Here is a 14,004-nt window from a genome sequence, read left to right on the forward strand (position 1 = left end):
CTAAAGAAAGAACAATTAGTGTTTTATTGAATATCCAGATAGTACATATGTTAATTGAACCTCTGTTAGACCACTAATTGCATTACCATTTTCATCAGTCAAAGTCTTGCTTACATTAAGGATATCAGGTGTATGTTTACTATTATCATAGTCGGTAGTATTAACTGGAGTATCACTAATGTTACCAAGGAAATTCTTCGGCAACCAAATTGTTACCCTTGTTCCACACAAGTCATTTTGATCAAGTGTTCCATCATTATTCAAATCCATATAAGGTTGGATCTCTGATGTAATCATTGTACCTTGAGGTAACACCTTTCCGTTTATTGTATAAATGTTTGTCTTCAACGCGTCGTAGCTCATTATAGTTCCAAATTGAATGTGAACAATATCATAATCAGCAATTCCGTCAGGAGTAGCATCAGTATCTACATTATCATGTGCATCAGCCCAGATAATCTTTGCTTCTCCAGTTGGTGAAGAAACTCCTTGAACTTGCAATACATAGCTAACTGTTGCTGAAGTATTACCCACATCATCTGAAATTGACCTGATGTAGATAGTCCACTTACCAGCATCTAATGTTTGTTTTGGAACAACTACAAATTCAGTATCAGAATCATTTATTGGATTACCCAATTCACCATCAATCGTTTTTGTTAAATCTTCGCTTACAAACTGGAATGTTGGTGTCGGTATCCCAGTACCTGCCTCTTGTGTTTGTGATGGTGTTAGTTCTTTTGTATCTTTTGCACTATTGCCAGTGTTCATTTGTACTGGTTCGCTCATTTTTACATAAAATGCTTGTTGCGGAATATTATTAATAATTATCTGTTTTGCATCTGCAATTGTTGGTGATTGAGCATCAAGTGTCATTGTTACAGTCTTTGATTGATCTTCAGCCATATCAACACCTAATAAGTTCTCAATATTAGATTTTAATGCAGTTATTTTCACTTTATTATAATTTGGTGTATAGTAATTATGATTTGTTGCTAGAGTATTCAATATCTTTGTCCAATCAACTTCAAGTTCGATAAGATACTCTTTATTGCTTAAAGGAGTTACAACTGCAAAGATACCATTTGTTGTGTCATTTACATGCGTTGGAGTATTTTCAAGGTTAACTGTAACCCACACAGGGTTGTTATTAGCATCTACGCCATTTTGATACTCAAATTTGAAATCATTTGCATCAAGTGGTGTTCCATTAGTATCTTTCTTTTGAACCTCTGTAGAGAATTTTACTCTAAACTGCTCTGGCGAATCCATTACAACATCTGAAATTGTTGGTGCTGCAGGCGGTTGAGGTGTAGTAAATGTGAATTCCTGTGTTGTTGCTTTGTTTTGACCTGTTACATCTGTCAATCCTGCATAGTCTATTATATTGTATGCTTGCAACAAATTAACCTTGCCTGCCTCTTTTAAATAACTCATTCCCGTTGGTGTTAATTGTATAGTTACAAAGTTTCTATTATCAGTGTGAGTTGTTATATCATACGATACTACATCAATTGCTTTTATAACACCATCATTATTTACATCTCTTCCAACTTTTATAAATGCAACATCAGCTGATGTCAATTGATGACCATTCAAAACCCAGTTTGCCACCTTTTCAGCTTCAGTCATTGAAACAGGTTCTGTAAATTCTGCTACAATAGTCCTATAATCAGGATTTGTAACGCCAACTGCTTCTGGCGCCTTTGCATCTACTAAATTAAATGTATAAGATCCATCTATTAATGCCCCATTTACTCCACTGCTTATACCAGAAACTGTTATTTGAGAGTTGTCTGTTAATGCATGATCTTCGTCCAAAACTAACTTAACTGTTCTATCATCAATTTTTATTATGTCAACAGGATTATTTCCATTAACTTTTATTGTACCATTAACTATCCAATCTTGATATAACTTAGTAAAATCAAATGGCTTGTTAAATTGAACAAAAACATCACTTGCTCTATCACTTTCAGCATATGTTATAAATACCTTTTCACCTACCTCTTGTGATGCCGATGCAGGAACATAATCAATGCTTATCTGTGCAGTTTTTCCTATATATTCTTGGTTTTCAGCATCAGCAATAGCAGCTATAATGGTATCATGTATAACTGTTGCTGACGATATTGATGTCAATTGTACTGATGCAATTCCTTTATCAAATGCAACTAAGCTTTTTGCAAATGTTGCACCTTTCAAAGAAGTAAATCTTACAGTTCCTTTAAAGTTTTGATCAAGCTCAGCTCCTTTGTAAACAGCAACACTTACAATAGTATTATCTGCACCATCTGCAACAAGTTGTGTTTTTAGTGCTGACATTTTTAATGAAAATTCATTAGAAACATCTGTATCCCCAGCTGCATATTGAGTTGTATTTCCATTTTTATCCTTGTAAGTTACCGCTGGTATTACTGAGGAGCTTACTGGTTGATTGTTCAAATCCACCCATTTACCGTCATAACCTTTAAAGTAAATCTGATTTCCAGATGTAGTTATTGCCTGACGAATTTCATTCTCGTTTGCAGGATTTACTACATAGTTCAAATCATACGCTTTGTTTCCAACAACAAGAGTACCGTTTGGTATTGCTGCAAAAGCCACTGTGCTTAAGACAAACACCAACACAGTTATTGCAGCAACTACCCTGGAAAACCTTCTTGCTTTTTTAATCATAATATGCTTCGAACCTCCCTTTTCCAATAAATTTTTTATCTATTTAGGTATTAGACCAGCTGTATGAGGGAAACATCCCCCATACAGCCAGTCTATTTACCTCCTTAGTATTGTACTAAAGTAACAATATACTCACCAACAACTGTTGTTCCGTCAGCTTTGTAAAGAACAACCTTTACCTGTGTGCCAGGTGCTTTGTATGGGAACATAGCTATGTCAGAACCAATATTAGCTATATCGGTCAACGCAGAACCAGCAGTATCAAATACTCTGTATTTTTCAGCATCTGCAGGTGCATTTGCAACAGACACATTTACAATTCCGATTGTAGATACAACAGGTGATGCTTTAACTTTAGCTGTAATAACTGGTTGATTGGAAGCTGGTGGTTGTGTTGAACCACCGCTTGATGATGATGAACCAGCTGTAATGTATTTTCCTTCATATGGTGCAACATAGTTCATTGTATTGCCTGCCAGGTCTTTGATATAACCTGCGTTGATTACAATCTTGTATGTTCCTGCAGGAAGCTCACCAATTACATTTGGATCACTTGTTCCAACATAGAGCACTGTACCATCAGCCGACTTGGAAATCTTTGTATATGGCTGTACTGAAGAATCTTTGTAGAGTGTTACCCACAGATTATTTGGTGTTCCATCAATTGGTTCGCTGAATGTTATCTTGATTGTACCACCAAGTGAACCTGCTGAAACGTCAGTTACAGTTGGTGCGCACTTGTCAAGTACAACTAAGTTAGAAGCTGTCATTGTAATTGTTCTATCAAATACATCTTTTGTAACAACACCGCTTGGATTTAGTTTTACATATACATCCTTCAGATTACCATTTGCATCTTTCTTCTTTGCATTTGTTTCAAGGTTTGTGCTGAGTGTAAGTGTTATTGTATTAGCACTGCTGTCATAAGATACTGATATTGGATATGCTGCTACAGTATCATCTGCTGCGCTGCTGAGGTCATCGTTGCTGTTGTAGTATATTACAAAGTCAGCAGGTGAAATATACGCAAGTTTACCACCATAGTTGCCATCCAAGTACAACGTAATTTGATTTTGTGCAGTAAGTGCAGCAGATGTAATCAATGGACTTGTTGTTGGTAATGCCTTCAATGTTGTTACATAAGCAGCAGCTTTATTACCTGCAAGGTCTGCTACATTTGCAACCATTACGCCTGTTACATTGCTCTGTGTGCTTGAACCAAAGTTAATAAGCACTGTCTTGCCATCGCTCAGGAGTGACAAGTATGCTGTTGAAATTGAGGAAACCGCTGATGTTGAACCACTTGAATATACTAATGTGTAGTTAGATGGATTTAATGCACTTGCTCTGTCAACACTTTCACTAAATGTGATGTAAAGCTTTGAAATTGGCAATGTATCGTATACAATTGACGCAACTGTTGGAGCAGTTTTGTCAAGCATTGAGATTGAAACATTAGTCGATACAATTACATTTGCAAGTGGTGATGTATCCTTTACATCTGATATACTGAGTGTACATGTTCCTGTATCAATATTTCTTGGGAATGTCAAAACAAGCTGATTCTTATATGTTGTACCATATGAGTCTACATAGTACGCAATTGAACTTGGATTGAGAACCTCTCCATCTGGTTCTGTCAAAGAGAATGTTCCTTGTGGCAATACATCTTCGCTAAATGTAACTCTTATTGTATTCTGGCTATCAACTGTGTAGCTGACATATGTTGGTCTTGTTACATCAACAGTTGGAACAACTGTTACTGTAAGGTTGGAAGCACTATTCCCTGTTACGTCAACTACACTGAGTGTAAGTACTGCACCGGATGCTGGTAATGGATTTGTTGTTGCAAAGTCAAGCTCAACCAGTGTTGGGTCATTTGCATCAACTGAATAACCTGTATACTGAGCACCGCTTGGTGAAACTGATACACTTGTAACTTGAATAATTCCTTTATTAAATTTCAACTTAACATATGTTTGTGTTGCTTCAACAACACTTGGTGTTGAAACCGTTGTTGAATCACTTGAAAGCTGCACACTCTGAATTGGTGTTACCAAACCATAGTCAGCATAGTCTCTGATATTACTGCTGAACTGGATAGTATGAGTTCCTGCTGTTAATGGGCTATAGAATGTAAGTGTAGCTGTTCTCTTAGCATCATCAACCTGAACTGTTGCAGGTGTATAAGCTCCATCAACAGTATAGTTTGCTGGATTATCAGCATTCTTTACAGCTTCGCTGAACTTAACAATTATCTTTGTAAGACCTACACCAGTTACACTCTCAACTGTTGGTGCTGTTGTATCAACAAAGTTTGTAATTGTTGTTGTATAATCAGCATCCATTCCAACAGCCTTTGAAACTGTTACAGTAACTGTATCTGTACTTGTAAATGCACTTGCAAGAAGCAATGTCACAGACTTCTTGTCAGATGCCAATGTTACATATGAAACAGGAACTGTCGCTGTCCCAACTTTTACTGTGTAATTTGTCTTTGTTGTTGCATATGTTGTGTTGTCAACCTCTTTATTAAATGTAACTTTCAACTCTGCATAGTTCAAAGCCTCAACCTTTGTAACCTGAAGTGGTACTGGAACTGCTACAAACTTCAAACCTGTGTCTTTGCCTTTGAAATAAAGTTTGTATGTTGCATTTGCTGTCTGAGCAGCTGTCTTGAGAACGATCTTGCCTGCACCAAAATCAGACTTTTCTGTGTCAATCAAAGTTACTGCTACTGTTTTTGTCTCGTCAGATGCATCCATGATCTCAAAATCAAGAGGAATTACATCTCCTTCTTCAAGTGTTGCAGGCTCATTGTTGAGGTATACATCAACTGCAACCTCAATTGTATCATTTGCAAGAACTTTAACATCTTTCACAACTATTGTCTTCTCTGGTGGGAAGAATGCATTTGCGAATGCAACCGCTGCTTGACCTCTGATTACAACTGTCCCGATTCCAACTTCATCTTCAATACCATTGAAGAAACCAAGGTCAAGAGCTTTTCTTACATAGTTGATTGGCCATGTTCCAGCTGCTGGGCTCTCACCTTTTGCAGCAACAAGCATCTTACAGAGCTCTTCAAATTTGACCGGTTGGTCTGGCTTGAATGTTCCACTTGGGTAGCCATTTACAATGCCAAGGTCTTTACCTGCCTCAACATATGCAAATGCCCAGTGATCCTTTGGAACATCTGTGAATGATTGTTCAGCATAAACATCAGCATAAACATAGTCGTTAACAACATCTTCTTGACCTGTTGCTCTGATAATCATTGCCAAGATCTCTGCTCTTGTGAGTGACTTGTCGAGCATCAGGTCGCCTTGCTCATTACCTTTCAAGATACCTTTGTCTTGGAGAATCTTTGCTGCCTGGTCATACACAGAACCAGCTGTCTCTTCTGTTGTAGCTTCGTCCTGTGCAAACGCAGGCGCAATTATTGATAGGGCAAAAAGCAATACTGTTACAATAGCGATAAGTCTTTTGAATTTTTTCATAACTACTCACCAAACCTCCTTGTATGATTTTTTAGTGATGAGGCTCTTGCTTTTTTATAGCCTCATCACTTACAGCTAAAATTTTAACAACAGCATTTTAATAAGTCAATAGGTCTTTAGCATTTGTAACCAAACTGTAAAATTGGTGAAATAATTTTGCAAAAGCCCAAAAAACTTTTTAAACCTTGAATATCTGCATAGCTGCCTGTAAATCTTGAGAAAGTTTGTTTAGCTGCTCTGTCATGGCTCGAAGTTCTTCTATTGCTGCAAGCTGTTCCTGTGTCGATGCAGAAACCTCTTGTGAAGATGCTGCTGTCTCCTCTGAAATAGCAGAGATATTTTCTATACTGTGAATAATAGTATCTTTTTCTTTGTCAATTGCAGAAATTGACTCAGTGATATTCTCAATTCCTTTTATAAGCTCATCCATTGCGCTTTTTATGTTAGAAAATGCAGAAGCAACATCCTCAACAGCACCATTTTGCTGCTCAATGACACTTTCTACTTTATCTGCAACCTCTTGTGCAGCTTTTGTTTGAGTTACAATCTTCTTTATCATATCCTCAACTTCTCTTGTTGACTCTTTTGACTGGTCAGCAAGCTTTCTAATTTCGCTTGCAACAACAGCAAAGCCACGTCCAGCATCTCCTGCCTTTGCCGCCTCGATTGAAGCATTCAAAGCCAAAAGTTTGGTCTGCTCAGAAATTCCACTTAAAACCTGAATAATCTTCCCAATTGACCTTGAATACTCTGCAAGCTGATTGATTGTTTGAATCATTGTATTTGTAATGTGAACAGTTTCGTGAGTAACATTATTTAAGGTATTTACCACCTCTGTTCCTTTGTTCGAAAGCTGTGCAACGTTCTTTGAAAGAGTGCTCATTTGGTTTGCGGATGAAACAATTGTGTCAATTTTCTCTCCAAACTTAGAAACTGTCTCCACAACGCTTGTTGCTTCTTTTGCCTGATTTGACGCACCCTTTGCAATCTCTGAGATTGCTTTTGCAACCTCATTTGATGCTGCAGCTGTCTCGGAGGCAATTGTGGTAAGAGTTGAGATTGCAGAGCTAACCTCTTTGCTAAGATTTACACCTTTTTCAATCAAGGCTTTTATATTCTTTGCCATGTTGTTAAAGCTGTGGGAAAGAAGGCCTATCTCGTCATTTCTATTTATGTTAAGACTTACTGTCAAATCACCCTTTTCAGCAATAGCAAATGTCTTTGTAACAGTTTCTAAATCTTTTACAATCCTTAGAGCAAAATAAATTCCTATCACAAGAGCTGCAACTGTAAATATTATTGTAAGGATGATGATTATAACCTCTAATCTGCTTGCAGATGCAAGCATCGCTTCAACAGGAACTAAACTTACTATTATCCAATCTTGCTCAGGAATGCGTGAATATGTAACCAAAAATGGCTTGTTATCAAAAACTGTTTGGAATGTACCTTTTGTGTTTTTACCTTTAACTTCACTTAGTATCTTGGTAATAAACGGTGTGTTTGCATTTGGAGTAAGTTTTCTTGTTGTTTCCCACTCGCTTGGCAAAATTACCTTCCCAGCAGGTGATACTGCAAGCATATAACCGCCCTGCTGTGAGATATTTGTGGACTGTAGTGCACTTCTTAGCCACTGCAGGCTTACATCCAAAATCAAAACACCCAAGGTCTGGGATGATGAAATATCCTTAAAGGGCATGCCAACTGAAAAAGCATATTGTGGGATTGTTTGGCTTTTTTGGTTTGCTACTTCATCTAATGCTTCATAGTGATTTTCTAAAAATACTGGTCCATCTGCTTCCATAATCTTTTTGTACCAGCGTGCCGATTTCAGCTTGTTAAAATCTATATACTCAGCAGAAAAATATGGGTAAAGAAGAGAATTGTCCTTGTCTACTAATATATACGCTGCAGAGAGCATTATGTTTGTGACAAATATGTTTTGAATCATTTTATCAGCATCAGTTTTCAGCTTGTACTTGTCATAGTCTTCTAAGGTGAGCTGACGTGATTCTGAATAAAGCTTCTGAATGACGTCATTTGACATAAGCTGCAGGGCTTGGTCTCTGACTGTGTCAAAGATTAGTTGAAAATACTGACTGCTTGCCTCTGTTGCAGCAAGATGTGACTTTTTACTTTCGTTTATTACTGAAGTTACAGAAGTCCTGACCGAAATGATGTCAATAATTAAAATAGGAATAACCAAAATCCCCACCACAAGCAAACTCAGTTTTCTTGCAAGGCCCTGCTGAAATACGAATCTTTTTAAAAACGACATTGGGTCTTTTTTAGACAATTTCCTCACCTTCTAAAATTTTAATTTTATTATATTTTTGATTATACATCATTTGAGAGGCAAAATGTCAAGAGAGTTTAAATTTTAAACTATCATTTTTGAAAAATCAGAGAAGAAAACAAAAAGGAGCTGGAAGAAAGAATAGTTTTGTCCAGCCCCTTTTGCATTTTATATGGTTCTTTTACGGACTTCTTATGGATTTAACTTCTGTTTAAATCTATGCACGCCATTTTTAATCTCAATTATCACTGCAGACTTTTTAGCGTTGTGTTTTGAGTCAATTGAAATAATGCCTGTTAAGCCGACAAAGTTTTTAGTATTCTCAAGGGCTCTTCTCAGTTTTTCTCTGTCAGTTGTAGAACCTGCACGTTTTATTGCATCTGCCATAAAATACCCCAAGTCATATCCAAGAGCTGAAAGAGTGTTTGGTTCAATCTTGTATTTTTGCTTGTATCTTCTGACAAAGTCTTGCACCTTTTTGTCTGTATCCTGTGATGAGTAGTGAGTTGAGAAAAAGATGTTTGTTGCATATTTCTTGCCAGCTTTTTCAATAACCTTTGGGTCATCAAATCCGTCTGTGCCAAGAATTGGCATCCACATTCCAAGCTCTCTTGCCTGCTTGATTATAAGCCCTGCCTCATCATAATAGACAGGAACAAATATAGCCTGTGGCTTTTTGTCTCTAATCTTTGTCAAGATTCCACTAAAATCTTGCTCACCTTTTGTAAAAGCCTCTTGGGCAACCACTTTTCCGCCACCTTTTGTAAATGTCTCTTTAAAATTCTTGTAAAGTCCTTTGCTGTAGTCTGATGAGGCATCATAGATAATTGCCGCTGTCTTTAGTTTTAAAGTTTTTAGTGCAAAGTTTGCCATAACACTTCCTTGGAATGAGTCATTGAAGCAGATTCTAAATACATATGCCTTTGTCTTGCCCGTTCTTTCGTCAATTGTGACCGAATCATCTGTGGCAGTTGCTGATACAAGTGGAACCCTGTATCTTGTTGCGGCAATTGAAGCAGATTTTGTTGCACCTGATGTCACAGGGCTTAACAGGGCTAAAACATTCTCTTTTGTTGCAAGCCTTGTTGCAATATTTAGCGCTTCTGTCTTGTCAGATTTGTTATCAAACACAACAAGCTCTATTTTCTTTCCTAAAACTCCACCCTTTTTATTAATCTCTTCAACTGCCATCTTAAGGCCTTCTAAAGTCCTCTGCCCGTACTGTGCAACAGCACCAGACAACTCAAGATTTACTCCAAGCCTTACTGTTTTTGAGCTTGAAGCAAAAGCAAAGGCAAATAAACCTAAGATTAAAATTAAGGCAGATGCAATGATTAGAATTTTTTGGAGCATAAGTTTTCTCACGAAAAACCATCCTCCCGTCCTAAGATATACTTTGCAGTATCAAAAAAGGGCAAAGGAAAACCTCTACAAAAGACCACCTTTGCCCTTTTGTGCATATCTTAATAATATGTGTTGAGAATATTTTAATTTAACAAACAAGACTTGTCAATAAGAATATTAGAAACAGGAATCTATGTTATTTCTGTAGTGCTTGACTGTCTAAACTCACTGTCTTTGCGTACTCATATGAGATTAGTTCACGCAACGGAGTTTGTTGCCATCCAACTTCTTTGTGAGACAGCTCTGAAATAGCGCTGCACGTTTTATCTTTCAATGCATCAATGACCATATTAATGGTCTGCAATTCTTCTTGGGTAAATACTGATAAGTCGTAGTTGCCTTTGCTCTTAATCTTTGTTTGGATTGCTCCATCAGGAGTCTCATACTCCTCAATAGTGTATTTATCACTTGGGTATGCTGCTATTTCTTTGTATGCGAATTTTTCAATCACTGGCCCATAAGCATATTTGATGTATCTTAAGCCAGTTATTGAACGTAAACAACGTTTAAAGTGCATAAAATCAATATACCATAAAAACTTATTAAGACTGCTCAAATATAAATTTTCAACTTTTTCAGCAATGTAGCTTATCAAATTCTCCAGCTTTTCAAAGTCAAACCTTCTGAATCCATTGTAGATATCTTCTGGATGTTCAAGCTCTGCAGAGATAATTTTTTTCTTCAAATCAGCAAGAGAGTCTCTGATTTTCTCCATTGTTTTTTGATATGTTCTTTCAGTTATTCTCCCAGATTTAAATGCTTCTTCCACTTTTTCTTTGAAAAACCCTTCAGATGTTAAAATCAGTTTAAGAATATCACTATGTGATTTAGAAGGCAAAGCTCCTCTTTCATACCTGTTTATTGTCATCTTGCCCCAGCCAAGTATCTGCCCCAGCTCTCTTTGAGAAAGTCCATATTTTTCTCTTATCTTCTGGATTTCTTCAGGGGTAATCAAGCCTGTCAACTCTCTATAGCGTTGATAGAGCCTTTTTAGATTTTCGTTTTCGATGTCTGGCACAAACAACTCAGTATCACACTCACTGCAATGCGGAACATGTTCTTCAACATTGACTTGCACACCTTTATATTCTCTAACCAGATTTTTTTCAACTTTAATTTCAACATGCTTTTTACACTCCGGACAATATGCCCTATTCATCATTCTTTTTCACCCCCTTTTCTTGAGATTCATCCTCATGAAAAGAAATGCACACCACTTCTTCTGGTGGATTGTACCTTAGTTTTATGTATATTACAAACATCTAAGTATCTGTTGTTTTTGAAAATCCAAATGTCACCTTCTTTATTATCAAGATGGTCTTGTTCTGGTCCTTTGACGTAATCTCCTGGCTGAAGGTCCAACAATATGTCCTTTACATCGTCTATTAGCAAACCCCATTCTTTCAAGAATTTTATGTTTTTCTCTCTTTTGACAAAACCCCATTTCCCTGCTACTATTAGTTTTTTAATTTCGAGTAGATAACTTTTGATAACCTCTTCTTTTAGCTTTTCAATCTCAATCGCCCTCTTTCGTGCAACTTTAAAAACACTTTTTGCATTTTCATTATATCATATAAATTTTATTATTGCCACTATTTGATGGCAATATTCAACTTTGGATAAGATAATGAAGCTTACTTCATAACCTCAAACCTTGAGGTAAACTCCAAAAGCTCATCTAAAGCCTCAAAATTTAAGTTTGGTGCATTTTCAGCTTTTATCTGGACAAGGTCCAAGATTGCAACCTCTAAAGCTGCAATGCCAGTCCTCTCACCTATCCCTCTTATAGAGCAGTTTACCATTGAAGCACCGTATAGCCACGCACAGACTGCATTGCTCTGAGCTTTGTAAAAATCGTTGTGACCATGCCACTCAAGCCTCTCTGGTGGTATATTGGTGCTCTTTGAAATTGTGTAAATAATTTTAGGAACGCTTCGTGGCAAGCTTGCATACTCATATGGCACACCAAACCCTAAAGTGTCGCACAGTTTAAAATACACCTTTTTGTCACACTTTTTTGCCATCTCTTCAATTGCCAACATAAGTGGAATTACAAAATTTTCAATATCTGATCTTGTGATGTCTTCAAGATGAACTCTTGGTGTAATACCAAGTGAAAAGGCTTCTTGTATAACATCGATGTACTGGGCGGCAATTTCTGACCTTGTTTTTTGAAACTTTTTGTAGATGTGATAGTCTGAGCATGACATTAAAATCCCTACCTCATCAAGTCCAAACTCTTTTGCAAGTTTTAGTTCCTCTTTTTTACTTCTCACCCACCCAACTACCTTTGGAAATTTGAATCTTTTTTTCAAGCATTCCTGAACACACTGTCTGTGATAGTTTGTATAAAGAAAAAATTCGGAGTATTTTATAGTTCCAGTGCCATTGTCAATGTAGTGAAGATATTCGAAAATCTTTGCTACATTTTCTTTTCCTATATACGAAATAGCTTGCTGACCTTCTCTGAACGTGCTGTCTGTTACATATAGCTTTGACGGTATATTGAGGGGAACAGAAATACTATCAAATATAACTCTTGGAATACTCTCATATGGAAATATTTCTTTAAAGTAATTAGGAGCGCCTTTTTCAAAATTTTGAAAACTCTTTTTTGCTGCACTTACCATTTTTCTCACATCCTAACAGATTTATAGTCAAGTTTTTCAATAGTCAACGTTGTTCAAAAGTTTCTTTGTTAAGTAAAGAATTAAATATGAAATTATTATCATCACAAAACTCACAGAATAAGTTTCCTCCTGATTTTGCACATATAGTTTGTACAAATAAAGTGAGATTGTTTGAGTTTTTCCAAAGACATTCCCCGCAAAGACAACTGTTGCGCCAAACTCGCCAAGCGCCCTTGAAAACGTGCCAAGTATCCCTATCACAAGCCCTTTTCTTGCAACTGGTAAGTACACACGCCACAAAATTCCAAGCTCATCAAGCCCTAAAATGAAGCCTTCTTCTTTTAACTGTTTGTCTATGGCCAAAAACGAAGAGTATGCTACTTTCAAATAGTATCCAATACTAACAAAAAGCTGAGCAAGTATTACTGCAAAGGTGGTAAAAGGTATCTCAAGAGAAGCTTTGTCAAGTATTCTCCCTACAAATCCGACTTTGCCATACAAAAGAAGCAAGAGCACTCCCATCAAGATCGGTGGCAGGACGTTTGGAAGGTCTATTATCAGCTCAAGAAAAGCGATTCTTCTTTTTGTACTGGCAAGAAGGTATGCAAAAGGTGTGCCTATTAAAAATGCTAAAATGCAGCAGATGCTGGCTGTAAAAAAAGAAAGCCCAAAGGCTGTGATGGTCTCTTTTTTTGTTATCATATTAAAAAGTTTTGAGTATGGTACAACAAAAAGCAAATTTAAAAAAGGTAAAAGCAAAAATATTAAAAACGGAACTGAAAGAATAAATACCTTTTTCATAATAAGCTCACACGCTTTCACAAAAGAAACTTGATCGGTTTTCTTTGCTATTCATATCCTGCTGACTTTAAAATAGCTTTGACTTTTTTTGAACTTAAAAACTTTATAAACTCCTTTGCAAGCCTATTTTTCTCAGATGTTTTGATTACCCCAACATAATGATAAGCCTGAACATTGTACTCATCAGGAATAGAAACAATACCCAGTTTTGAATTTATGGCATCTGTGAAATAAACAACACCTGCGTCAGCCTGCATTGCCTTAACTTTTTGGATAACATCAGTAATCTGAAACTCTTGTGAGATGACATTTTGCAAAATCTTTTTGTACAGGGCAGGGTCTTTGCTTTTTACTTTGTTTAGAAACTGTTGTGTCCACATACCAATTGGTGAAACAGGGTCTGCTATGCAAAGCTTTACACCTTTTTTAGATATATCCTCAAAGCTTTTCACCTTTTTCGATGAGCTGACAATAGCAAGAATGGTTTTAGCAAATGTCAAGTAGCTATTTATATACCTCTTTCCTTTTATTTCATCAATGTATCTTTTGTCTGCAGAAAAGAATACATCACAAGAAGCGCCACTTTTGAGCTGCGTCACAAGTACATGAGTGCCTGCAACATTCATTTCAATCTTGCAATTTTTCTCTTTTTCAAACTGGTCAGCTATTTTTTCTATAACCGCTTCTAAAGTAT

General features: G+C 36.7%; 9 protein-coding genes. All 9 read right to left on the minus strand.

Annotated features, from left to right (window positions below):
- Nucleotides 1-15: 15 nt before the first annotated feature.
- Complete coding sequence (locus PGC14_RS11060) at nucleotides 16-2,679, minus strand: hypothetical protein (protein ID WP_271628939.1); 2,664 nt, start codon at nucleotides 2,677-2,679, stop codon at nucleotides 16-18.
- Between the two features lie 104 nt (nucleotides 2,680-2,783).
- Nucleotides 2,784-6,179, minus strand: a complete 3,396-nt coding sequence (locus PGC14_RS11065; RefSeq protein WP_271628940.1) for an Ig-like domain-containing protein — start codon at nucleotides 6,177-6,179, stop codon at nucleotides 2,784-2,786.
- Nucleotides 6,180-6,357: 178 nt separating this feature from the next.
- Nucleotides 6,358-8,457, minus strand: a complete 2,100-nt coding sequence (locus tag PGC14_RS11070) for a methyl-accepting chemotaxis protein (RefSeq protein ID WP_271629883.1) — start codon at nucleotides 8,455-8,457, stop codon at nucleotides 6,358-6,360.
- Between the two features lie 210 nt (nucleotides 8,458-8,667).
- The gene (locus tag PGC14_RS11075; RefSeq protein ID WP_422653045.1) at nucleotides 8,668-9,828 is read right to left on the minus strand and encodes an ABC transporter substrate-binding protein; all 1,161 of its coding nucleotides are present in this window, start codon (nucleotides 9,826-9,828) and stop codon (nucleotides 8,668-8,670) included.
- Between the two features lie 187 nt (nucleotides 9,829-10,015).
- On the minus strand, nucleotides 10,016-11,041 hold the full coding sequence (locus PGC14_RS11080; protein ID WP_271628942.1) for a type II TA system antitoxin MqsA family protein: 1,026 nt from the start codon (nucleotides 11,039-11,041) through the stop codon (nucleotides 10,016-10,018).
- 32 nt (nucleotides 11,042-11,073) lie between these two features.
- Nucleotides 11,074-11,286: a hypothetical protein gene (locus PGC14_RS11085; RefSeq protein WP_271628943.1), complete on the minus strand. Its 213-nt coding sequence runs from the start codon at nucleotides 11,284-11,286 to the stop codon at nucleotides 11,074-11,076.
- Nucleotides 11,287-11,513: 227 nt separating this feature from the next.
- Complete coding sequence (locus PGC14_RS11090; RefSeq protein WP_271628944.1) at nucleotides 11,514-12,509, minus strand: pyruvate carboxyltransferase; 996 nt, start codon at nucleotides 12,507-12,509, stop codon at nucleotides 11,514-11,516.
- Between the two features lie 36 nt (nucleotides 12,510-12,545).
- Nucleotides 12,546-13,310, minus strand: a complete 765-nt coding sequence (locus tag PGC14_RS11095) for a molybdate ABC transporter permease subunit (protein WP_271628945.1) — start codon at nucleotides 13,308-13,310, stop codon at nucleotides 12,546-12,548.
- A 47-nt stretch (nucleotides 13,311-13,357) separates the two neighbouring features.
- A partial coding sequence (gene modA / locus PGC14_RS11100) for a molybdate ABC transporter substrate-binding protein (protein ID WP_271628946.1) occupies nucleotides 13,358-14,004 on the minus strand: 647 nt, incomplete at its 5' end.

Origin of the sequence: Caldicellulosiruptor sp. DIB 104C (assembly GCF_028198085.1) — a bacterium.
GTDB lineage: Bacteria > Bacillota > Thermoanaerobacteria > Caldicellulosiruptorales > Caldicellulosiruptoraceae > Caldicellulosiruptor > Caldicellulosiruptor saccharolyticus.

Bases quoted from the DNA above. Each gene is read 5' to 3' on its own strand.
- PGC14_RS11095 (WP_271628945.1), bottom strand. From the start codon at position 13,310: ATGAAAAAGGTATTTATTCTTTCAGTTCCGTTTTTAATATTTTTGCTT.
- PGC14_RS11080 (WP_271628942.1), bottom strand. From the start codon at position 11,041: ATGATGAATAGGGCATATTGTCCGGAGTGTAAAAAGCATGTTGAAATT.
- PGC14_RS11075 (WP_422653045.1), bottom strand. From the start codon at position 9,828: ATGCTCCAAAAAATTCTAATCATTGCATCTGCCTTAATTTTAATCTTA.
- PGC14_RS11060 (WP_271628939.1), bottom strand. From the start codon at position 2,679: ATGATTAAAAAAGCAAGAAGGTTTTCCAGGGTAGTTGCTGCAATAACT.
- PGC14_RS11090 (WP_271628944.1), bottom strand. From the start codon at position 12,509: ATGGTAAGTGCAGCAAAAAAGAGTTTTCAAAATTTTGAAAAAGGCGCT.
- PGC14_RS11065 (WP_271628940.1), bottom strand. From the start codon at position 6,179: ATGAAAAAATTCAAAAGACTTATCGCTATTGTAACAGTATTGCTTTTT.
- PGC14_RS11070 (WP_271629883.1), bottom strand. From the start codon at position 8,457: ATGTCGTTTTTAAAAAGATTCGTATTTCAGCAGGGCCTTGCAAGAAAA.